Annotated in this window: 22 protein-coding genes; 15 read left to right on the plus strand and 7 right to left on the minus strand. The window is 54.3% G+C overall.

Annotated elements, in window-relative coordinates; all coding sequences use genetic code 11:
- Window positions 1-5: 5 nt before the first annotated feature.
- Genes ilvC through WC859_08035 form a run of 7 tightly spaced genes read left to right on the plus strand, consistent with a single transcriptional unit; the run spans window position 6 to window position 6,183 of the window.
- Window positions 6-1,022 carry a ketol-acid reductoisomerase gene (gene ilvC, locus WC859_08005; GenBank protein ID MFA5976087.1) on the plus strand — a complete coding sequence of 339 codons (1,017 nt, stop codon included), beginning with the start codon at window positions 6-8 and terminating at the stop codon, window positions 1,020-1,022.
- A 3-nt stretch (window positions 1,023-1,025) separates the two neighbouring features.
- Window positions 1,026-1,685 carry a phosphatidylserine decarboxylase gene (locus WC859_08010; protein MFA5976088.1) on the plus strand — a complete coding sequence of 220 codons (660 nt, stop codon included), beginning with the start codon at window positions 1,026-1,028 and terminating at the stop codon, window positions 1,683-1,685.
- Complete coding sequence (gene pssA, locus WC859_08015; protein MFA5976089.1) at window positions 1,682-2,497, plus strand: CDP-diacylglycerol--serine O-phosphatidyltransferase; 816 nt, start codon at window positions 1,682-1,684, stop codon at window positions 2,495-2,497. The genes WC859_08010 and pssA overlap by 4 nt, the downstream gene beginning before the upstream one ends.
- Window positions 2,498-2,519: 22 nt before the next feature.
- Window positions 2,520-4,082 (plus strand): 2-isopropylmalate synthase, encoded by a 1,563-nt coding sequence (locus tag WC859_08020; protein MFA5976090.1) that lies wholly within the window; start codon window positions 2,520-2,522, stop codon window positions 4,080-4,082.
- Between the two features lie 7 nt (window positions 4,083-4,089).
- A complete protein-coding gene (gene leuC, locus WC859_08025; protein ID MFA5976091.1) occupies window positions 4,090-5,379 on the plus strand; it encodes a 3-isopropylmalate dehydratase large subunit in 1,290 nt (429 codons plus the stop codon).
- A gap of 10 nt (window positions 5,380-5,389) precedes the next feature.
- Window positions 5,390-5,884 carry a 3-isopropylmalate dehydratase small subunit gene (locus WC859_08030; protein ID MFA5976092.1) on the plus strand — a complete coding sequence of 165 codons (495 nt, stop codon included), beginning with the start codon at window positions 5,390-5,392 and terminating at the stop codon, window positions 5,882-5,884.
- A 5-nt stretch (window positions 5,885-5,889) separates the two neighbouring features.
- Window positions 5,890-6,183, plus strand: coding sequence for a PilZ domain-containing protein (locus tag WC859_08035; GenBank protein MFA5976093.1), 294 nt, complete (start codon window positions 5,890-5,892; stop codon window positions 6,181-6,183).
- A 15-nt stretch (window positions 6,184-6,198) separates the two neighbouring features.
- Here the strand turns inward: WC859_08035 and WC859_08040 are convergent, their stop codons facing one another.
- The 7 genes from WC859_08040 to WC859_08070 are packed head-to-tail and all read right to left on the minus strand — an operon-like array spanning window position 6,199 to window position 13,672.
- A complete protein-coding gene (locus WC859_08040) occupies window positions 6,199-6,792 on the minus strand; it encodes a hypothetical protein (GenBank protein ID MFA5976094.1) in 594 nt (197 codons plus the stop codon).
- The gene (locus WC859_08045) at window positions 6,789-7,766 is read right to left on the minus strand and encodes a hypothetical protein (GenBank protein MFA5976095.1); all 978 of its coding nucleotides are present in this window, start codon (window positions 7,764-7,766) and stop codon (window positions 6,789-6,791) included. The genes WC859_08040 and WC859_08045 overlap by 4 nt, the downstream gene beginning before the upstream one ends.
- A gap of 16 nt (window positions 7,767-7,782) precedes the next feature.
- Window positions 7,783-9,057: an energy transducer TonB gene (locus WC859_08050; GenBank protein MFA5976096.1), complete on the minus strand. Its 1,275-nt coding sequence runs from the start codon at window positions 9,055-9,057 to the stop codon at window positions 7,783-7,785.
- 6 nt (window positions 9,058-9,063) lie between these two features.
- Window positions 9,064-9,483, minus strand: coding sequence for a biopolymer transporter ExbD (locus tag WC859_08055; GenBank protein ID MFA5976097.1), 420 nt, complete (start codon window positions 9,481-9,483; stop codon window positions 9,064-9,066).
- Between the two features lie 14 nt (window positions 9,484-9,497).
- Window positions 9,498-9,962, minus strand: a complete 465-nt coding sequence (locus tag WC859_08060; protein ID MFA5976098.1) for a biopolymer transporter ExbD — start codon at window positions 9,960-9,962, stop codon at window positions 9,498-9,500.
- 10 nt (window positions 9,963-9,972) lie between these two features.
- Entirely contained in the window at window positions 9,973-10,602 is a 630-nt protein-coding gene (locus WC859_08065; GenBank protein MFA5976099.1) for a MotA/TolQ/ExbB proton channel family protein, read from the minus strand.
- Window position 10,603: 1 nt separating this feature from the next.
- A complete protein-coding gene (locus tag WC859_08070) occupies window positions 10,604-13,672 on the minus strand; it encodes a tetratricopeptide repeat protein (GenBank protein MFA5976100.1) in 3,069 nt (1,022 codons plus the stop codon).
- Between the two features lie 283 nt (window positions 13,673-13,955).
- On the opposite strand from WC859_08070, the gene WC859_08075 reads away from it, so the two are divergent.
- The 8 genes from WC859_08075 to WC859_08110 all read left to right on the plus strand — a co-directional run bounded on the left by WC859_08075 (window position 13,956) and on the right by WC859_08110 (window position 21,093).
- Window positions 13,956-14,984 (plus strand): aspartate-semialdehyde dehydrogenase, encoded by a 1,029-nt coding sequence (locus WC859_08075; GenBank protein MFA5976101.1) that lies wholly within the window; start codon window positions 13,956-13,958, stop codon window positions 14,982-14,984.
- A 24-nt stretch (window positions 14,985-15,008) separates the two neighbouring features.
- Window positions 15,009-15,734 (plus strand): ChbG/HpnK family deacetylase, encoded by a 726-nt coding sequence (locus WC859_08080; protein ID MFA5976102.1) that lies wholly within the window; start codon window positions 15,009-15,011, stop codon window positions 15,732-15,734.
- Between the two features lie 30 nt (window positions 15,735-15,764).
- Entirely contained in the window at window positions 15,765-16,418 is a 654-nt protein-coding gene (locus tag WC859_08085; protein ID MFA5976103.1) for a hypothetical protein, read from the plus strand.
- Between the two features lie 89 nt (window positions 16,419-16,507).
- A complete protein-coding gene (locus tag WC859_08090; protein ID MFA5976104.1) occupies window positions 16,508-17,209 on the plus strand; it encodes a response regulator transcription factor in 702 nt (233 codons plus the stop codon).
- A gap of 193 nt (window positions 17,210-17,402) precedes the next feature.
- Entirely contained in the window at window positions 17,403-18,389 is a 987-nt protein-coding gene (locus tag WC859_08095; GenBank protein ID MFA5976105.1) for a response regulator, read from the plus strand.
- An 11-nt stretch (window positions 18,390-18,400) separates the two neighbouring features.
- Window positions 18,401-20,302: a response regulator gene (locus tag WC859_08100; protein ID MFA5976106.1), complete on the plus strand. Its 1,902-nt coding sequence runs from the start codon at window positions 18,401-18,403 to the stop codon at window positions 20,300-20,302.
- The gene (locus WC859_08105; GenBank protein MFA5976107.1) at window positions 20,299-20,700 is read left to right on the plus strand and encodes a response regulator; all 402 of its coding nucleotides are present in this window, start codon (window positions 20,299-20,301) and stop codon (window positions 20,698-20,700) included. The genes WC859_08100 and WC859_08105 overlap by 4 nt, the downstream gene beginning before the upstream one ends.
- Window positions 20,701-21,093: a response regulator gene (locus WC859_08110; protein ID MFA5976108.1), complete on the plus strand. Its 393-nt coding sequence runs from the start codon at window positions 20,701-20,703 to the stop codon at window positions 21,091-21,093. It abuts the gene before it with no gap.
- Window position 21,094 lies beyond the last annotated feature (1 nt).

Below are 21,094 nucleotides of genomic sequence, written 5' to 3' on the forward strand. Positions count from 1 at the left end.
TATTTATGGTGGCTAAGGTTTATTACGACAAGGACGCGGATTTCGGTTTATTGAAGGGGAAGAAGATCGCCATGCTGGGCTATGGCTCGCAAGGGCATGCCCATGCGCTGAATTTGCGTGACTCCGGGGCGGTTGTTGTGATCGGAACCCGTAAAGGTGGCAAGACCTGGGATCTGGCCAGCGGCCATGGGTGGGCGCCCTGTACCGTCTCAGAGGCCGTCAAAGATGCGGATTGGGTCCAGATGCTTCTCCCGGATACCGCTCAGGCGCAGGTTTGGCAGGATGAAGTCGCTCCCAACATTAAGAAAGGGGCGGCCCTGGGTTTCTCGCACGGTTTCAACATTCATTTTAAGACAATTGTTCCGCCGTCTCATCTGGATGTGGTCATGGTAGCTCCAAAAGGCCCCGGACATCTGGTCCGCCGGACGTTCGAAGAGGGCGGCGGAACCCCGGGACTCGTCGCCGTATTCCAGGATGCGACGGGGAAAGCCAAACAGCTGGCGTTGGCCTATGCCCGAGGCATCGGTTGCACGCGTGCCGGGACGCTGGAGACCACTTTCAAGGAAGAAACCGAGACCGATCTTTTCGGCGAGCAGGTGGTGCTTTGCGGTGGTCTGGTTGAATTGATCAAAAACGGCTTTGAGACGCTGGTGGAAGCCGGTTATCAGCCGGAATCGGCTTATTTTGAGTGTTTGCATGAGGTGAAGCTCATTGTCGACCTCATTTACGAAGGCGGAATCGATTGGATGAACCACTCCATTTCCGACACCGCCAAGTACGGAGAGTTTACGCGGGGCCCGCGGATCATTTCGCCAAAAACCAAGGAAGAAATGAAAAAGATCCTGGGCGAGATTCAGTCCGGCGCCTTTGCAAAGGAATGGATCGCCGAAGACAAGGCGGGCCGTAAGAATTTCACGCGGATGAAGGAAGCCTATGCCGCGCATCCGATTGAAAAGGTCGGATCGGTTCTGCGCGCCATGATGCCCTGGCTCAAAAAACGGGGGATGGACCGCCAGAAATAAGCCATGCGAATCGCCAAGGCCGGCTGGCCCTTTATTCTAGGATGCTTGTTCATCGGCGCGGTCATCGCGGCGTTGGCTCATGTATTTGAATGTCCTTTCCTCGGAATTCTGGCTGGACTTTCGTTTTTGGGCGCTTGTTTTTGCGTTTATTTTTTTCGGAATCCTTTCCGTCGGATTCCGCGGGGCGAGCATCTGATCCTGTCGCCCGCGGATGGAAAGATCATGGAAATCGTGGAAGGGACCGATCCGGTCTCGACGCAGCCGGTGTGGATCCTGAGAATTTTCCTTTCTGTTTTTAATGTTCATATCCAGCGCGCTCCCGTGGCCGGCCGGGTCCAGGCGGTTCGATACAAAACCGGGCGTTTTCTGGATGCACGAGATCCAAAAGCATGTTTTGAGAACGAACAAAACCGCATGGAGTTCGTGCCGGACGGGCGGTTTTCCTCACCGCTGGTTGTGACCCAAATTGCCGGCTTGATTGCCCGACGAATCGTTTGTTGGGTGCGCGAGGGACAACGGGTCGCCGCCGGAGAACTGATCGGGCTCATTCGTTTTGGTTCTCAGGTCGATTTGGTGATCCCGAAGTCGGTTCAGTTGAAGGTCAAAACAGGCGATCGAGTTAAGGGTGGGTCCAGTGTGATGGCTGAGGTTCTTCCAGAATGAAGCGAGGCATTTATCTTTTCCCAAGTATTCTCACGCTGAGCAATCTGGCCGCCGGGATGGTTTCGGTGCTGTTTGCGTCGAATGGTCATTACACGTCCGCTTCCTGGGCCATTTTGGTCGGGATCGTGATGGACATGATGGATGGCCGGGTGGCGCGTTGGGCCGGGGCCACGAGTCAATTCGGTCTGGAACTGGATTCTCTCTGCGATGCCGTTACGTTCGGCGTGGCTCCGGCTGTTTTGATGTATCAGGTGGCCCTTTCGTCCATGGGCCGCTCGGGCGCTGCGATTTCGATTTTCTTTGTGATGGCCGGAGTCCTGCGTCTGGCACGCTTCAATCTCAAAGCCCAGACCGGGGAACCCTCGACGCATTTCACCGGGCTCCCCGTTCCCGCCGCCGCCGGGATTCTAGCTTCTTTCGTTTTGAGTTATGAACTTTTCGGCAACGATACCATTCCGGCGCGAACCATTCCGGCGGTCATGCACCGGATGCCGACCTTTTACCGCTTTGTCCCGGTGATGATGATGCTGTTGTCCGTTTTGATGGTGTCGCAAGTGCAATATGGGAATTTCAAGCAGCTGAAGCTTGGCAGCCCGAAATCCATTCAGACGCTGGTCGTCCTCGTAGGCGGCCTGCTGCTGGTCTTCATTTATCCGCAGAACATGATCTTTGTGATCTTCTGCCTCTATGTCCTCTCCGGCCTTAGTCGGCTCGCGGTGCGGTTTTATTACGCGCAGCGAGCGAAAAGAATGGCGCCACAAAAATGGGGCCGCCGAAGCACGGATGTTGGAGATCCGGGAGCATCACACTAACCGTTTCTGAGGGATCATAACCATGGAATCTAAAAAAGTAATTATTTTCGACACTACGTTAAGAGATGGCGAACAAGCGCCGGGCTGCAGCCTGGGAGCTCCTGAGAAATTGCAGGTGGCGGAGCAGCTGTATCGTCTGGGCGTCGATGTCATCGAGGCGGGTTTTCCGGTTTCTTCGCGAGGGGATTTTGAGTCGGTTCAGCGAATCGCCAGGACGATCGGGCGTCAAGCGGATGCGCCGGAGATCTGCGGGTTGTCCCGCTGCGTTAAAGGGGATATTGAGGCTTGCGGCGCGGCCGTCAAACCGGCCAAGCGCCCCCGCATTCACGTCTTTATCGCGACGTCGGATATTCACCTGGAGCATAAGCTGCATATGACGCGCGCGCAGGTGCTGCAGCGTGCGGTCGAGTCCGTCAAGCTGGCCCGGAAGTACACCCGGGCTGTGGAGTTCTCTGCTGAGGATGCGACCCGATCGGATGTGGCTTTTCTGGTGCAGATCTTCACCGCCGTCATCGAAGCGGGTGCTACGACCATCAATGTGCCTGACACCACCGGGTTTGCGATCCCGTCGGAGTATGGGCAGCTCATCGGAGCGCTGGTGGACCGGATCCCCAACGTCGACCGGGCGATTGTTTCCACCCACTGTCACGATGACCTGGGGCTGTCGGTGGCGAATTCTCTGGCCGGAATCAAGGCCGGGGTGCGTCAAGTGGAGTGCACGATCAATGGGTTGGGTGAGCGCGCGGGCAATACGAGTCTGGAAGAAGTCGTCATGGGGTTGTGGACGCGGAAGGATGTCTTTGGTTTGTCGACAGGGATTCGGACCCGGGAAATCGCCAAGACCAGCCGGTTGGTGTCGTCCCTGACCGGCGTGATGGTCCCCCCGAACAAGGCCATTGTCGGGGCCAATGCCTTCGCGCATTCGTCCGGTATCCACCAGGACGGCATCCTCAAATACCGGCAAACCTATGAGATCATGAATCCCGAGGACGTCGGCATCGAGGAGTCGAGCCTGCTCTTGACCTCGCGCAGCGGCCGTCATGCGCTGGGATCACGCCTGAAACAGCTGGGATACCGGCTCACCCAGAAGCAGTTGAATGAGATGTTTGTGAAATTTAAAACGCTGGCGGACAAGAAACGCTATGTGTTCGACGACGACCTGCTCGCTTTGATGGACGAGGAAACGGCAGAGGTCTGCGACGCCTATTCCCTGGAGTATTTGCATACCTCCAGTGGAATGGGAACCGTCCCGACCGCCACCATACGGGTGAAACTGGCCAATGGCGACATCGTTCAGGAAGCCGCCTGCGGCGATGGTCCCGTGGATGCAACCACTCGCGCGATTGATAAGGTCGTCGGTCTGAAGCCCAAATTGGTCGATTATAATCTGCATGCTGTCACCAGCGGCAAGGATGCGCAGGGGGAAGTGACCGTTCGAATTGAAGAGAGCGGTCTGATGATCCTTGGCCGGGGCGCTTCAACGGACATTATAGAGGCGAGCGCCAAAGCCTATTTGCACGCCATTAACCGGCTGATGAAGGCGAAGAAGCAGCACAATAAAACAAAAATTCAAGGAAAGGTTTAAGGACATGATGGGACAGACAGCGATGCAGAAAATCCTGGCGGCGCACGCCGGCAAGGCGTCGGTCGAACCGGGGGAATTCATTATGGCCAAGGCCGACCTGGCCATGGCCAATGATGTCACCGCACCGATCGCCATCAAAGCGCTGGAGCGCGCCGGGATCACGAAACTCTGGAACAAGGATCGCATTGCGATTGTTCTTTCGCATTTTGTTCCCGCGAAAGACATCCTCAGCGCGGCGCAGGCGGCGGTGGCCCGCACGTTCTGCCAGAAACAGGACATCAGTCTTTTCTTTGACGAAGGACGGGGCGGTGTTGAACACTCGCTGCTTCCTGAGTTGGGGCTGGTCGTCCCCGGGGATGTGGTGATCGGGGCGGATTCGCACTCCTGTACCTACGGCGCGCTGGGCCTTTTCTCCACAGGCGTCGGCAGCACCGATGTGGCGGCGGTCATGGCGACGGGCGAGATCTGGCTCAAAGTTCCGGAAACCATGAAGTTCAATTATGGGGGGAAACCCGGTCCCTGGGTGACGGGCAAGGATCTGATCCTGTATACCATTGGTCAGATTACCTTTGACGGAGCCCTTTATCGCAATATGGAATTCACCGGGCCTGCGCTCAAGCACCTTTCCATGGAGGCGCGTCTCACCATCACCAATATGGCGATTGAAGCCGGCGGCAAAAGTGGTTTCATCGAGGCCGATGAGGTTACGGAAGCCTATCTGAAAGGACGGGCCAAACGGCCTTACACGATCTATAAAAGTGATCCGGACGCTTCGTATGTGGCCCGCTACGATTGGGATATCTCCGGGATGGAGCCCCAGGTGGCGCAGCCCAACCTGCCGGACAAAGTGGCGGGGGTCAGCCAGGTGAAAGGGGCCAAAATCAACTCGGCTTTCCTGGGGTCGTGCACCAACGGCCGCATCGAGGATCTTCGGATCGCCGCCCAGTTGCTGAAAGGGCGCAAAGTGGCCAAAGGAATCCGTTTCATGGTCATCCCCGCGACCCAGACGATCTATCGCCAGGCGCTGAAGGAAGGTCTGATCGAGATTTTCATGGAGGCGGAAGCCATTGTTTCTGCCGCCACGTGCGGTCCCTGCCTGGGAGGGCACATGGGAGTGCTCGGGCCGGGAGAGGTTTGTATTTCCTCCAGCAACCGGAATTTCCCGGGCCGCATGGGTCACCGGGATTCCCAAGTGTATCTGGCCAATCCGGCGGTTGTGACCGCCAGCGCGATCACCGGCACGATCAGCCATCCTGAGGACATTCTGGGGAAAAAAGCGACACCGGTCGCAGGATAAGGATAGAACCATGATCAAGGGAACGGCTTACAAATTCGGGGATAATGTGGATACGGATCAGATCATCCCGGCCCCATATCTGGTGACGACCGATGCCAGGGAACTCGCCAAGCACTGCATGGAAACCGCTGATGCGGATTTTCCAACCAAAGCCAAGCCGGGGGATATTCTGGTCGCTGGACGAAACTTTGGATGCGGTTCCAGCCGCGAGCATGCGCCGCTCGCCATCAAGGGGATGGGGTTGGGGTTGGTGATCGCCGAATCGTTTGCCCGCATTTTCTTTCGCAACTGCATTAACATTGGAATGCCCATTCTGGAATGCCCGGCGGCGGCTCAAGACACCGCCACAGGCGATCAGCTGGAAGTGGATCTCGATAAAGGGGAAATCAGGAATGTGACCAAAGGGAAAAGCTATAAAGCCCAGGCCTTCCCTCCTTTTATGCAGCAGATTATCCGGGCGGGCGGGCTGATGCCGTACGTCAAACAACGGATTGCGAAGAGGTAATTTTAATGAGCCACCGGTCTGAAAAACGTCGTGCCCCCCGGACCCGGACGGAATCGGTCTTGGAGCTTTACGACGACAGCGGCAACTTGATCGTCGGGGTTGGGCATCTGATGAATTACTCCGCGATGGGGGCCTGTTTCACGACGACCAAGCGGCTCCAGGTTGGAGAGCGATTGGTGGCTCGGATGCGCCTGGTGAGTGAAATTGTGGCCGAGATCTCCGCGACAGTGATTTGGATGAAATCCAAAAGCGGAGCGATGGTCTACGGGATTGAATTTGAAAACAGGCAGGACGAGTAAGTCCCCAGCAACCGATCAGCTGGGGGGTAGAGAAAGGCGTTTGAAATTTAAGAGAGCAAAGACCAGAAGCGTTCGTTCGGCGTCGATATCTTTTGACTTTCCCGTCACATCCAATTCATCCACCATCTCGATTTCAACCCGGCTTCCTTCCTTTGTTTGAATCAGATCCGACAACCGGTTCAAGACATCCATCGCCGAGTTCTTGAGACAAGCGGTGTTCTCGTCAAATAGGAATTTGGCCTGCAGAGTCACTTTAAGATGATCCCGATCCAGATAGACCACCGTCAACGCGCTGTCCGGATTCTGCCCGCCATAGTTTAAAGTGGAACGTCCCTCCGCCCGCTTTTTGGCGTTCGTGACGATCTCCTGCCGGATCTGGAGCAGGTAGGCTTCGGATTCTTTCGCGTTCTGCTTGCGTTGAATGGCTTTTTCAAAACTTTCAAAGGCCTCGCCCAGCCGGCCTAAATTGTACAGTTGGGTCCCCTGCCAGTAGTAGTTGCTGTCAGTCTGGTCCGTGGGGTTGTTGTCCTTGGTTTCTCCCCATCCTTCTCCGGCCAGAACGAATGAAATCCCTAAACTCAACAGAAGGAGTAGCGGTGGTTTTTTCACGTGCCGGATCCTCCCGGAACGGCGTTTGAGATAATGGCCATGGCGGAACCGCGTTTATCGGCGCTGCTCGGATTGGACGCCACAATTTGATTCGCGGGGATAAAGAGTTTCTCGCTGAAATATTTGATGAGAAGCTGCTGACGGCTTCGGGCCAGTTCGGGGTCCGCGTCGTAGGGTTGAATCGCAAACGGCAGACGCCCGTCTTCTCGAATGGTGTCACACACCTTGTCCAGAAGGGTTGAGGCTTCCTTGGTCCATTCAGCCTTTTTTTCCAGGAACAACCGTTTGCTGGAAAGCTCAATGACGGTTTTGCCGCGGTCTTTGAACATCAGAATCGAGAATTGGATAGGTTGGCCCATGTAGGTGTGATGGTAGCCGTCCTTGTCGGTGGTCGCCAACTGCGGGATATAAACCGTATCGACGGCGATATGGTCTCGGGCCAGGTCTTCGCCGTTCCAGTTTAAAACAGAGGGGGGAGTATTTTTGCCCTCTTGCTTGGCCACCGTAGTTCCCGCCTGATCGATAATCGTGAAGATCCATTCCTTAGCCGGTTTATCCAGAACGGGTTTCATGGATAGGAATGGGGCGTACGAGATGTCCGGAAGCCAAGGATGGAAAAGCTGTTCATCCTGGAAGTCTATCATGGAGGAGAAATCCCGGCCTTCTTCGAACGTCAGAGGGTTGTTCAAGACCGGCTGAAGCCGCTCTTCCGGAAAGTTTTGAATATCTTCCAGATTAAAGGCGGCCGGGGGATCGAATTTGCCGACCTGGAGTTTATCTTTCCGTTCGCCTTTAATGGTGATATCGCCGAGATCTCCCTGCGACGACGCGGGGGGGGCCTGGATCGATGTCGGCGCCGGGGTTTGGGGTTGGGCGGCCGCGGGTGCTGCGGGAGCGGCCTGGCTGAATCCTTCCAAGCTCCACGCCACCGCTCCGCAAACCAATAACCGTACGGACAATTTCAATAACTTCACAAGCACCCTCTCCTCCTTATGACGACAACGCAAAATTAAAGGTGATAATACCCCATTGTCCTTCATCGCCGACCCCGCCGATCGGAGCGAATCGCCACTGTTTCAGCGCTTCGATCGCCAATTCATCGAGCTGCGGGTATCCGGTGGTTTTCGTGATGCGCATATTGGTGCGCACAACCCCATCGGCGGTCACGGTAAAATACAACCGTACGGATCCGATAATTCCTTGTTCCTCGGCCCAAGCCGGGTATTGCGGGATCACTTTCTTCACCACGGGACGGTTTTTCAGGGGCCCGACAATCTCCGGCCCGCTCCCGCCCGCCCTTTTTGAGCTCTTCCCGGAAGCGTTGGATGCCTCCAGTTCCTGTTCCAGTTGGGCTGCTGCGCTGGGGATTCCTCCGCCCAATCCTGATCCCGATCCAAGGCCGCTGCCGCGTCCTGTCCCGGATCCAAATCCTCCTCGGCCAAAACCGCCGCTGCTGCCGGCGCGGTTCGTTAAAACGGATCCGGATGGTGCGCCGGTCGGTGCGTTTCCTGTCCCTCCGGTGCCGGAAAGCTGGATGGATGAGGCCGCGCCAGCGCCCAGGCTGTTCATCTCAGCGCTACCGGCTGACATAAACCCGGTTTTGCTTTGGAGAACGGGTTTTCCCTTGGATTCCTGCAGCTGAGCTCCACCGTAATTAATGGTCTGTTTCAGGGACGTCTTTCCGACGGCAATCGGAATCACGGCCCCGCCTCCGGTGATGGCTTCATCGGCGCCCACCTGAAAAGGAAGATCCTTGGCCTTAATGCCGCTGAAAGCCTTGGTTGTGAGGGTCGGACCACTGGGCATGGGCAGAGTCGGTGTTTTCATCCCCGTTTGAATCGGATTGGGCATGCTGGCCATCGCGATGTCTTCCGCACTGCTTTTCGGCTGAAAGACTTTGGCGATGGATTTCGGCATCAGTTTCTCTGTCAACGTGGGCCGCAGGGGGGCCGCCACCCGGGTCGTCAGAGGTTCAGGGGCGATATGAGCGATTTCTTCTATTTTGGGCTTCATGAGCATATCTTTGAGAGCTTCCATGAGCCCGGTTTTTTTCGGGGCCTCCGGTGCGGGAGCGGATCCACCGGGAGCCGGTTGTTCAACGATATCAATGGTCACAAATTCGTGGGCCGGGTGCCAGTTGCTTTTCAGAATACCGGGGTTCCACCATAAGGCCAACGCATGGATCACTGCGGCCGCTATCAGACAGACGCTTTCCCGCTGGAGCGTCGATTCAATCCTCGCATCGGCTGGAGAGATCCTCATCATGGTCATTTACTTCACTTTCTCTTCCTGTTGTTGCGTCGCAATTGCGATACGCTGAGCGCCGATGCTCTTGGCAATCTCCATCACACGTTCCACTCTGCCATAAGCCACGCCCTGATCCGCGCGCACAATCACCAGGAAATCTTTTTTGTTCACCAATTCCTTCTTGATAGCCGCTCCGAGGTTGTCCCAGTTCACCGAATTTTCATTGACCGCCAGCTCGTCCTTGGTGGACAGACTGATGCTGATGTTTTTCTCTTTACTTTCGGCGGTCACCGCCTTGGGCAGTTTCACCGCAAAACCGGGCAGGTTCAGAATGGGTGACGTGGCCAAGAGAATGATCAGCAGCACGAGCGAAACGTCGATGACCGGAATAATATTGACTCCGGATAAAGGGACCTCTTCGTCTAATCGGGGTTTAAATTTCATCAGATTCTCCGATCTTATCGCTTCTTCGGCTGGACCCATACCGGTCCAGCGGAACCGCCTGCCTTTTTCAGGAGGGCAATTTTTTCAGCCCCCTGCTGCTTCACCAGATCCAGGATCTGGACAAACCGTCCATGAATGACGCCGGGATCCGCTGTCAGGAGTACGGTTTTGTCCTGCCGACCGCCGATCTCCTGCGCCAGGCGGGCCGCCAGATCCAGATCCGTCGTGGTCTTAACCGCATTCAGCACGACGGTTCCATCCGAATTGATCGCCAGAATCATCGGCGGCTCCAGCGGTTGCTTGGCCAATACTCTGGTTGCCGTTGCCTTGCTGGCCTGAACTTTGATCATCGATTGCATGATCATCGGAGACAGCACCATCAGGACGATCAGCAGGACGAGCGAAAGGTCCGCCAACGGAATGACGTTGACATCAGAGAGTGGATCGTCCTCTTGCGCATTTTGCGAGCCGGCAGACATAAGTCACCTCTTAGTGATGCTTTTCGTTCCCTGTGTAAACCAGGATCGCGACTTCCTGACTGAGCAGATCATACTGCTGAACGATTGTTCGGACGCGTGTCGTGAAGTAGTTGTACAGAACGGCTGATGTGACGGCGACCGCAATGCCGGCGGCCGTCGCAATCAAGGCTTCGGCAATGCCGGCCGCGACGATGGTCGGACCACCCGATCCGGAAAGCGCCAGGTCTCGGAAGGCTCGAATCACCCCCAGCACCGTCCCGAGCAGACCCAGAAGAGGAGCGATAAAGCTCAGGGTTCCGAAAATGGCCAGGTGTTTGGTGAGAAGCCCCTGCAGTTTCATGCGATACAGGGCGAAAATGCTTTCCATCTCTTCGCGCGGAAAACTGGCCGCATTCAGAGCGACTTCGAGCGCATGGGTAATGAAGTTCGGGTTTCGGGTGCACAAGGCAATGGCTTCCTTCACCTGTCCTTGCCGGATGAATTGTTTAATGCGTTCTCCAATAGTCCCCTCGAGCCGCCCGATTTTGAGAAAGGCCCAGAATCGTTCCAGAGCATAAGCCACCATGATCACCGAGCAGAAAAGCAGTACGGGGATGACGAGGCTTACTTTCAGTAGTGAGGTCAGTGTCATGTTCTCCATCTTATTGTCCTCCTTTGAGTTCTTTCAATTTTTGCTGGGCCATCAGGGCGATTTCCTGATTCTTGGAAGATGAAGCGATCTCTCCGTAAATCGTCGTCAGTCCTTCCGTGGATCCTTTGGCCTCGATCATCTTGGCCAGTTCGACAAGCCCCGCGATCCGAAATTCATTATCGCGAGGCCCGATGCTGAGCAGACGCTGGAAAGCCGCCCGCGCCTCTGCATCTTTGTGCAAATTCTGATAGGCTTGCCCGATCTGATAGTGCGCCTCCGCCCGCTCCGCTGTTCCCGGCGGGATAGACTCAAAATCACGGATGGCTTGCTGAAAATTGCCCTTGCTCGCATGGAGTGTCCCGATCTGCAGGCGGACAAAGGTCGCCTTCGGATCAGAGGAGAAAAGCTGCAGGAAATTCTGATACGACTTGATCGCTTCATCCAATCGGAACGCTTTCTTGTAGCAGAGCGCAACGTTTAAAGCCGCGTCTTTGGCGAGCGGATTCTGCGGATAGCGTTTAACAAATTCGTTGAAAGCCTCGGCCGCCTTCTCATAATCCTTCTTGTTGAAAAAGCTAACTCCGACTTGGAACATGGCCTGGGAAACCATCTTGTCATTCGGGTAATTGATATAGAACGCCTTGTAGGCGGATGCGGCCGCGTCCATGTTGTTGAGGAAAAAGTAGCATTCAGCGTTGTAAAAGTAAGCCTGCGCCGCAAATTCCTCGTTCGGATAGGACAGCATGATTCGCTGGAAGTATTTCTGTGCGGCCGAGTAATCCTTCTTGTTGAAGAGAGTGGCCCCGCGTTCCCATAGAATCTGGGAGGCGGTCTGGCTGCCCGGCGCTTTGCGTAAGAGATCGCTGATTTCGGGGGAATGGAGTGAATTACTCCCCTGGTTTTGATAAGCCGTCAGCAGGGTTTCCGCCATCTGTTTAATCCGCGGGTCCGCCGGGTAGGCGTTGCTGAAGGCGCTGAACTGCTGATAGGCTCCCCGGATATCGCCTTTGTTAAAGTAGCTTTGGATGATTTGGAATTGCGCTTCCTGCGCTTCCGTGGTGTTGGGGTAGTTGGCGACCAGGGACTGGTAAGCGGCGATCGCCTGGTCGTAATGTCCCAACCCAAACTGGGTCTGACCGGTTTTTAAGTAGGCCAGCGAACGGAAAGGAGAGAACCGATAACCGTCAATGACTTGCTTCCACCGGGCGATGGATTCGGTGTAGTACTGTTGATTAAAAAGCGCTATCCCAGACGTATAAAGAGCCTCCGCCACCCGGACGGTATTGGTGGATTCGTGGATGAATGCGTCAAATTGAGTCATGGCCCCGTCGAAGTTCTTCTGATTGAAAAGGATTTTCCCAAATTGAAGCTTGGCATCGGCCCCGACCGCGGTGTTCCCCAGTTCCGTGGCGCGTTGAATGGCCTGTTGTTCAAAAATTTTCGCCTGATCCAGTTTCTCGGGTCCTTGAGCCGCCAGACTGGCTGCCAATCCCTGGAGGGCGTAAGGAATGACCGTGCTGTCGGGAGCCAACTCGACAAATCGGCGATAGGTCTGCTCCGCATGCGGCCAATCCTGAATGGAGTAATAGCCCTCCGCGATCCAGAAGAGTGTGTTTTTTCGCCAGGCGTCTGATTTGGTTTCTTCCTGCCGCTGAAGCCCTTCGTTCATGTGGTTCAGCGCGCTCACAATCCGAGACGGTTCGTTGGCTCGATGGAGACTGAGTGTCATCAGATAAACGGCTTTGCCGGCGGCCGGGCTCTGAGGAAAAAGATCCACAAGCGTTTGGTAGGAGTCGATCGCTTTTTCCGCGTTGTTGACTTGATCGTAGGCCACTCCTTGAAGCAAAAGCGCATAGCCGGTCAGGGGATTCTTCGCGTATTTTCTGAAAAATTTGTCCGATAGTTTAATCACTTCCCGATAGTTTCCCAGCGCCATGTAAGCCCAGATCACGCGGAATTCCGACTCCGGGATCAATTGCTCTTTGGGAATCGAGCGGGGCGCCGGGGCTACCCCGGATCCACCCGACGTGTAGCGGTTATCCTCATGGATGGTCCGGTTCCAGTCGCGTTGATAAACGGGAATCGTCGCCAGGAGATAGACCCAATCCGTCACGAGCGGATGGGAGTTGTATTCTTTCAGCAGGTTTTGAAGCGTGAGCTCGCAACGGGTGTAGTTTTTCTTCTGAAAATCGATGCAGGCCAGGCGATAGAGCGCCAGAACGCGAAGATCTCGAGGAGCGTCCCGTCGGCTGACCGGACCGAAAAAGGTCATGGACAGATCGTAGTCATGCGTCTGATAGATGGCTTCCCCGATCAGAATTCGAGCGCGATCCACCCAGGCGCCTTTTTTGGCTTTGGAAAGTAAGTTCTGGTAGGCCGATACGGCTTTGGCGATGTCCTTAATCTGGCAGAAGCAGGCGATGGAATAATATAAGGAAGGGATGTTATCCTGGTGCCGTTTGAAATAAGCCGCGGCAGACAGGTAAGCCCCCTTCTCAAACGATAAAAGCCCGGCCAGGAGGTCAACCTTCAGAAGACTCCCATAGGCAGGGTTGACGGTAAGGATATTTTTGTAGGCCTCCTCCGCGCGATCAATTTTTCCCTTGGCGAGGTAAGCACGTGCAATCGTATACCAGGCTTCAGCGGCCAGAAATCGGTTTGTTGAGTTGGCGACTTCTCGTGCGATCAGGAGCGATTCGCTGGATCGTCCGCTCAATAAATGGGTCTGCGCCAGGCGGGTCTTGGCGCTGTCTGTCAAATAAGGATATTTCCGCCCTTTGTTGACGACCGTCTCGAAATTTCGGGCCGCATCATCATAACGTTTTTCTTGATAAAGAATTTCACCGGTTGTGTAAACGGTTCCCAGCGCTCGATAGTCATTTTCGAATTGTTCGGATATGGGTTTAAAAATGCCCAGCAAGGCGTCTTCCCGTTCGGGCCGGACATCCACAGAGTGCGTAAAAACCTTTTTCTCCTGTGCGTAAGCGCTGATGGTGAAGAGGGGAATCCCTAAGGATAAAACCAAAATAGCTACGCACCCCCAACGACTCATTTCAAGTTTTGTTAACGCGGTTTTCATCTTTCGTTGATTTTTGGAGGTGATCGGGAAGCTGATCATGCCCCTATTGTACATATCTCCATACTTGGCCAGTTTAACAGAGCGAGTTATAACGGTCAAGGGGTAAATCGTGTTGTTCCTTCTCGCGATAAACAGTCTAGAGCGCCTGCGTTACAGGAACATGTCCAACGTGTAAAATATCATGTATCAACGTTGTTTTTCGTACGCATCGCGCATTGCCTGGAGAGGGATGGTCCTGCTAAAATAAGCGCCACCTTGTCACAATAAAGGAAAGGAGGCGGAGGTGTCCAAAAAGAAATTGAATGTTGCGATCGTCGGCGCCACCGGAGCGGTAGGCGTTGAATTCTTGAAATGCCTGGGAGAAAGGCATTTCCCCTTAGCCGAATTGCGTTTGCTGGCTTCCGCCCGTTCGCGGGGGAAGAAAATGGCGTTTGGCGGGGGGGAGATCACAGTCGAAGAGCTTACCGAGAAGAGCTTTAAAGGGATCGATATCGCGTTCTTCAGCGCTGGCTCAAGCATTTCGAAGATATTTTCTCCCTTGGCGGCACAAGCAGGATGTGTAGTCATCGACAACTCGTCTGCTTTTCGGATGGATCCGGCCGTCCCTTTAGTGATTCCGGAAATTAATCCGGAAGCCGCGCTGGGTCACAAAGGAATCATTGCCAATCCTAATTGTTCGACGATCATTGCCATCACGCCCCTGTGGCCCATCCATCAGCGAAACCGGATCAAAAGGCTGATCGCGGCCACTTACCAGGCCGCGTCAGGGGCCGGTGCCGCGGCCATGACCGAACTGGTTGAATCGACTCGGGCGTATCTGGAGAATCGGGAGTATCCCCAGACGGTTCTTCCGCATCCCTATGCGTTTAACCTGTTCAGCCATAATTCCAAGATCGACCCGGCGACCGGTTACAACGAAGAAGAAATCAAGATGATTCAGGAGACGAGGAAAATCTTTAACGATCCCGAGATCCGGGTGACCGCCACCTGCGTCAGGGTTCCTGTGCTGCGCGCTCATTCGGAAGCGTTGACGATTGAGTGCGAACGGCCGATTACGCCCGGAGAAGTGACGGCTATTTTAAAGGAAGCCCCGGGTGTTCGAATTGTGGACGATATGAAAAAGAATTACTTCCCGATGCCCAAGGATGCAACGGGCCAGGGGGATGTTCTGGTCGGTCGCATACGGCAGGATATCAGTGATCCGTCCGGCCGGTCGATCGCGCTCTTTGTCGCAGGGGATCAGTTGTTAAAAGGGGCCGCATTGAATGCGGTCCAGATCGCCGAAGTCCTGTTGGAAAGGGAATCCATTTAACGATAGAGGCCGAGCCGATCCCTCATGAAAAAACTGGTTATCAATGCCGACGATTTTGGCCGTTCCTCTCCGGTTAACCAGGGAATTATAGAAGCGCACCAGAAAGGGATCGTGACGAGTGCCAGTCTCATGACCAACCGCGAAGGTTTTGCGGAGGCGGTGAATCTGGCCAAGGCCAATCCGAAGTTGGGGATCGGGCTACATCTCGATTTGGATCATTTTTTTAATTTACAACACGGGGCCGGACGCCTCCTGGGGTATCGAGATCCCACCCTTCCCATGGCTTCGATTGTTCAGGAAACCGAGGCTCAAATCCAAAAAGCTCTGGCCACGGGGCTGCCGATCGGGCATCTGGATGGCCACCACCATGTTCACCTGCGCCCGGAGCTTTTCGCTTCCGTCGCGGCGTTGACCGTCAAATACAAAATCCCAACGATTCGCTATTTTAAAGGATTCTACGAGGGACTTTACCCTCAATCTGATATGAATTGGATCCTGGAGATTGTCCAACGTTTTCAATTGCGTTGTACCGATATGTTTTTCGCGGGGTGGGAACCGGTGGAATCGAGTTTGCCGGGGTATCGCTATTTTGACCCTTCCGCCTCCTTTCAGACAGCCGAGTTGATGGTTCATCCGGGGAAAGGCGAGGCATGGCGAGAACAGGAACTGGCCCGTTGCATTTCTTCAGACATTCGAAAGCGTCTTCAATTCGCCGGCATTGAATGGATGAGCTTTAATGAACTTTCTTAGCCGTATTGGATTTGCTACGGTACTAAGCCTATGGGAAGTCTGAGCGAAGGGTTTGCCAATCTGACCGAAGCCCTGCTGGCGGACCACGCGGCGGGTTTGCCGGCGGTCCGTCGGGCTTCTCCGGCAGGAATCTTAATCTCCCGCCTCTTGAAACCCCTTTTGCCCGGCGCGATTCGTCTGGGTCCGGGCAGCATCGTTGATCTGAAAGATCGTCAGGTCGGTTCTTTTGATATTGTCGGCGCCTGGGAGGTCTTCCCGGCGATTGGGGAAGGCGCCGGAAGTCTTTATCCGGCCGATGGCGTGGCGTTCGTGCTCCAGGCTCGCGATTGGTCCGTCAGTGATCTCACGGAATATGGCCGCCAGGCGGCGGCCCTTAAAAAACTTGAGCGAAAAAGTACCCTTCCTGTTTTTTGTGGGGTCATTTCCTTTGAACCCTTGGTTTTAGACCATGTCGCGGATCTCCTGAAAAGCCAGGGAGGCGAAGCCATCGACGGTGTTTTAACGCTGGGACACCATGCCCTGATCCGCAATTCCCGCGGTTGGTACGGGGATCCGGATCGTATCCCTTTTGTCAGCGAGCTTGGCGCGGCAGAATCCCTGAAGTCTTTTTCGTTATTCCTCTTGCAGCAGGCTCAATCCTTTGTCGGTCTTCCCTTCGGGATGGCCGACTATCAGCACCTGTAACCCGCATTTTTTTGATTGACAGCATTTCAAAGCTCTACTATAAATGCTATGTTAAAAATCAGTGAATCTACTTCACTTTATATGAACTCATGAGCCCTGTTTCGAGAGTCCTGGTTGTTGATGACGAAGTATCCGTCCGCGCGGTTCTGGAGAGAATCCTGCGGAAGGAAGGTTTTCAGGTCTTGTTGGCGGCTTCCGCGAAAGAAGCGCTTCAGATCCTCAAGGACCAACAGCCGGATGTCATGGTGTTGGATTTGAACCTTCCGGATTTGTCCGGGAATGAGGTGTGCCAGCGCATTCGCAAGGACCCGTTGGCCTGTTCCATCCCCATATTGATTTTAACCGGCCGGGTAATGGAGGGCCTTACTGCCGAATGTTTGAACAGCGGGGCTGACGATTACCTTGCCAAACCGTTTGATATAAAGGAACTGGTGGCCAGGGTCAAGTCTCTGTTGCGGCGCCCCCGTCTTTATTCTTCCAGTGATGCGGTTTTTCATAAGGGTCCTCTCAGCCTGCACGTAGGGGAACGGCGCGTCATGGTCAAAGGGCGACCGATCCCGAGCCTGGCGCCCAAAGAATTTGAGCTTTTGCGACAAGTCTTGTTGCATGCCCCCAAAGTCATTGATAAAAATGCTTTGGCTCTGGCCGTCTGGGGAGTTCCAGCGGAGCGCCTCCATCACCGAACCCTGGATGTTCACATGCGACGAATCCGCAAAAAAATCGGTCCCATAGCGGCTCCCTATCTTAGAACCGTTCCAGCCGTAGGGTACCAATGGATTGAGTCGACCTGACGATCTTTTCCCCCCGTTGTCCGTCGTTGATCAGTCCCTCAAGTCATTAACATCTCGTTTCCTTTTTCATTCCAAACTGTTTCCTTGAATGCCCTGAAATCTCCGGATAGGGTTGTTTTAAGATGGGCAAACCATGTCTGTGAACGACATAAATCTTAAAGGGGAGCAGCCCCCAACAACCACCCCAAAATCAGTGAAAATTCTGGTTGTGGATGATGAGATAGCCAATGTCAGCATGGTTCACCGTTACCTGGAGCGTGAAGGGTACACCGTTGTTACGGCTTGCGATGGACAAGAAGCACTGGTGCAAATTCGTCGCCAGGCGCCCGATCTGATCCTCCTGGATATTGCGATGCCGGTTTTGGATGGGCTCACGCTGTGCGCCCGGCTTCGCAGCAATTACCGGACTCGAGGATTGCCCGTGATCTTTATGACGGCACGAGGGTCGCTGGCCGACCGGTTGGAAGGTTTCCGGATCGGGGCGGATGACTTTGTTACCAAGCCCTTTGACTTGGAAGAATTAAAGGTTCGTATTGAAGCCACCCTTCAGCGCCGCCAGTGGGATTTATGGAGAAATCCCCTGACCCTTTTGCCGGGGAGCCTCGGGATCAGGGAGAATGTCCAGCAACGGATGCAAGGCTCCAATCGGTTCGCGTTCGCTTACCTTGATATTGACTATTTTAAAGCTTTTAACGATGTGTATGGCTACGACGCCGGAGACCGGATGATCCAGCTGGTGGCCAAGCTGGTCATGGATGCGGCAGAACAGACCGAACAGGCTGGATCATTTCCCGGTCACATCGGCGGGGATGACTTCGTGTTGATTTCTACTATCGATACGTTGCAGCAGATTTTGCCCGTCATTACGGCTCAATTTGATGCCAGATGTTTAGATTTCTACCGCCCGGAAGACCGTCGTAATCGACAGATCCGGACCAAAAACCGGCGTGGGGAGGAGCAAACCTTTCCGCTGGTCTCTCTTTCCGTTGCCGTGGTGGCGGCCCTCCCTTCAGCGGTTTCCCATTATGCACAGTTGGTGGAAGTGGCCAGCGAGATGAAGCAGTTTATTAAAAAGCAAGATCATCAAGGGAGGAGCCTGGTCATGTGGGACCGGCGAAATTCGTTCGGGGTCCCACCGGTCCAAATGGTTACCCGTCAGGCAGATGATGTTCATGGCTAAAGGAGCCTTTCATGAGTGAATCGCCTATAAACCGTGTTCGAGTTCTTGTGATTGATGATGAAATCGGACTGTGCGAAATGCTGGTCTTCGGTTTATCGGATCGCGGCTATGACGTGACCACGGCGGCGAGCGGGGAAGAAGGGATCGAGAAGCTAAGAAAACAGCCCTTTGATCTGGTGGTCAGCGATATTATGATGCCCGGGAAAAATGGTGTCGAAGTGTTAAAGGAGATCAAACAGATCAGTCCTGAAACCGAGGTCATCATGGCCACCGGATATGCGACGCTCGAAACCGCGGTGGAATCCATGAAGCAGGGCGCCTACGACTATATTACGAAACCTTACGGTCTGGAACAGTTGAACGCGATTTTTGAGAAAGCCCAGGAACGGCGGCAGCTCAGAGCGCAAGTGGGGCGCCTGGAGGAGTTGAACCGTTTGAAATCGGAGTTCCTGGCCAGCATGAGTCATGAGCTCCGGACCCCGATGAACGCCATTATTGGGTATACCTCGTTGTTGTTGGACGGTGTTTATGGTCCTTTGGGGGACAAACAGAAACAAAGCCTGAAACGGGTCGAAACAAATTCGAAAAATCTGCTTCAGTTGATCAACGATATCCTGGATCTCTCCAAGCTGTCTTCGGGTCGCATGCCGATCTGTAAGGAATCCTTCAGTCTGCAGGCACTCGGTAAGGAAGTAACTGAAATCATGGAATCATTGGCGAAGGAGTGCAGTCTCCGGTTGGTTTCCTCCATTCCAGAGGATCTTGCCCTCTATTCCGATAAGACCAAGATCAAACAAGTTCTGATCAACCTGGTCGGGAACAGCCTCAAATTTACGAAGGAAGGAGAAGTGGGCATTCGGGCGCAAATAACAGCGGATGGACAGAACACCCAAATAGAAGTCTTTGATACCGGCATCGGTATCCGACCGGAAGATATTGGCCAATTGTTCCAGGAATTTAAGCAACTGGATTCGTCTACGACGCGCGAATACGGCGGGACCGGGCTCGGGCTTTCGATTTGCAAGAAAATAGTGGAATTGCTGGGCGGGCGTATCGAGGCCCAGAGCGAGCTTGGAAAAGGTTCGATCTTCCGCTTCATCCTTCCAATTGGCCAGGTTCCTGTTAAGGAGGATCTGCCCGTGCCCGTGGGGACAGAGGCTCCAAACGGCTCCAGGAAGCTGTTGGCCATTGATGATGATCCGGAAGTTCTGAATCTTCTGGCCGACAGTCTCAAAGGGACCGGATATACCCTGGTCGGGGCTCAATCCGCGGAAGAAGGATTGGCCTTGGCAGGGCAGATCCATCCGTTCGCGATTACCCTCGACATTATGATGCCCCACCGGGATGGATGGTTCGTGCTGCAGGCGCTTAAAAACGACCCGCACCTTCGGGCTATCCCGGTTTTCATCGTTTCCATCTGTGAAAACAGGGAGCTTGGTTTTTCACTCGGGGTCGCCGATTACATTGTGAAACCGTTTGACCGACGCGACCTGCTGGATCGGCTGCGACGGCTGGAAAAAAGGCCGATGGCCAAGGCATTGATTGCGGATGATGACCCGCTCATCCGCCGGCTTTTTCTGGAAGCGTTAAACCAGGAAGGATACCAGACGGAGACGGCGGAAAACGGTCAGCGGGTCATAGAGCAGTTAAAAGCCTTCAAGCCGGATGTCCTGTTTCTGGATCTCATGATGCCGGTGATGAGCGGATTTGAGGTTTTAGAAGAAATGTCCAAGGATCCTGATCTGAAAAATGTACGGGTTTTCGTGATGACGGCTAAAAACCTGACGCCTCAGGAGATCCAATATTTAGAACAACGCACGGACATGATTGTTCAAAAGGGATCCAAGACTCTCCCTGAGATTTTTGGCATGCTTCGTGAGAAACTTCTGTCTCTGAAAGAGGCGGCGGTATGATGACCGGCCGAATTTTAGTCGCAGACGATGATTTTGACAACCGGACGATCATCCAGGATGCGTTGTGCGCGTCCGGGTATGAGGTGCTCATAGCAGTCAATGGAGAGGAAGCCTTTGGAATGGCCATGCAGACGAAACCAGATTTGATCCTTCTCGATATGTCGATGCCGAAAATCAGCGGATGGGAAGTGGCTAAACGCTTGCGTGCAGATGAACGCTTTCAAAAAACGCCGATCCTTGCGTTTACGGCGCATGCGTTGGCGGGGGAGTCGAAAAAAGCGCTGAGCGCCGGTTGTGATGATTACATCGCGAAGCCTTGTCAGCCCAAAGACCTGTTGGAACGCATTCAGTTCTGGATGGACCAGCGTTCAATACCGTCTTCCAAAAGGGATGCCTAAATGGCCTACGTTCTGATTGCCGATGACGATCCGGATAACCGTAATCTGTTGAAGATCCGCCTGGAAGCGATCGGCCATGAAGTGATGGAGGCCACCGATGGAGAGGACGGGCTTCGCCGTGCCCAGCGGCAAAAACCGGATCTGGTCATCCTGGATGTCATGATGCCCAAGATCGACGGGTGGGAGCTGTGCAGGCGTTTACGGGCTGATCCAAAGACCCATACGACTCCCATTATCATGCTGACGGCCTGTTCCCAGGATATCGAGCAGCTCAGGGGATGGGAAAGCGGCGCGGATGAATACCTCACCAAACCCTGGGATGCGGAGAAACTGATGCAAGCGATCACGCGATTGTTGCCCTCTGCCGCCTCTGGGGTGCAGACCAATACTTAGG

Source organism: Elusimicrobiota bacterium, assembly GCA_041660185.1.
Lineage (GTDB): Bacteria > Elusimicrobiota > Elusimicrobia > 2-01-FULL-59-12 > 2-01-FULL-59-12 > JBAZWU01.

Excerpts from the sequence above, each read along its gene's own strand:
- ilvC (MFA5976087.1), top strand. The coding sequence starts at position 6 with ATGGTGGCTAAGGTTTATTACGACAAGGACGCGGATTTCGGTTTATTG.
- WC859_08010 (MFA5976088.1), top strand. The coding sequence starts at position 1,026 with ATGCGAATCGCCAAGGCCGGCTGGCCCTTTATTCTAGGATGCTTGTTC.
- pssA (MFA5976089.1), top strand. The coding sequence starts at position 1,682 with ATGAAGCGAGGCATTTATCTTTTCCCAAGTATTCTCACGCTGAGCAAT.
- WC859_08020 (MFA5976090.1), top strand. The coding sequence starts at position 2,520 with ATGGAATCTAAAAAAGTAATTATTTTCGACACTACGTTAAGAGATGGC.
- leuC (MFA5976091.1), top strand. The coding sequence starts at position 4,090 with ATGGGACAGACAGCGATGCAGAAAATCCTGGCGGCGCACGCCGGCAAG.
- WC859_08030 (MFA5976092.1), top strand. The coding sequence starts at position 5,390 with ATGATCAAGGGAACGGCTTACAAATTCGGGGATAATGTGGATACGGAT.
- WC859_08035 (MFA5976093.1), top strand. The coding sequence starts at position 5,890 with ATGAGCCACCGGTCTGAAAAACGTCGTGCCCCCCGGACCCGGACGGAA.
- WC859_08050 (MFA5976096.1), bottom strand. The coding sequence starts at position 9,057 with ATGATGAGGATCTCTCCAGCCGATGCGAGGATTGAATCGACGCTCCAG.
- WC859_08055 (MFA5976097.1), bottom strand. The coding sequence starts at position 9,483 with ATGAAATTTAAACCCCGATTAGACGAAGAGGTCCCTTTATCCGGAGTC.
- WC859_08060 (MFA5976098.1), bottom strand. The coding sequence starts at position 9,962 with ATGTCTGCCGGCTCGCAAAATGCGCAAGAGGACGATCCACTCTCTGAT.
- WC859_08065 (MFA5976099.1), bottom strand. The coding sequence starts at position 10,602 with ATGGAGAACATGACACTGACCTCACTACTGAAAGTAAGCCTCGTCATC.
- WC859_08070 (MFA5976100.1), bottom strand. The coding sequence starts at position 13,672 with ATGAAAACCGCGTTAACAAAACTTGAAATGAGTCGTTGGGGGTGCGTA.
- WC859_08080 (MFA5976102.1), top strand. The coding sequence starts at position 15,009 with ATGAAAAAACTGGTTATCAATGCCGACGATTTTGGCCGTTCCTCTCCG.
- WC859_08085 (MFA5976103.1), top strand. The coding sequence starts at position 15,765 with ATGGGAAGTCTGAGCGAAGGGTTTGCCAATCTGACCGAAGCCCTGCTG.
- WC859_08090 (MFA5976104.1), top strand. The coding sequence starts at position 16,508 with ATGAGCCCTGTTTCGAGAGTCCTGGTTGTTGATGACGAAGTATCCGTC.
- WC859_08100 (MFA5976106.1), top strand. The coding sequence starts at position 18,401 with ATGAGTGAATCGCCTATAAACCGTGTTCGAGTTCTTGTGATTGATGAT.
- WC859_08105 (MFA5976107.1), top strand. The coding sequence starts at position 20,299 with ATGATGACCGGCCGAATTTTAGTCGCAGACGATGATTTTGACAACCGG.
- WC859_08110 (MFA5976108.1), top strand. The coding sequence starts at position 20,701 with ATGGCCTACGTTCTGATTGCCGATGACGATCCGGATAACCGTAATCTG.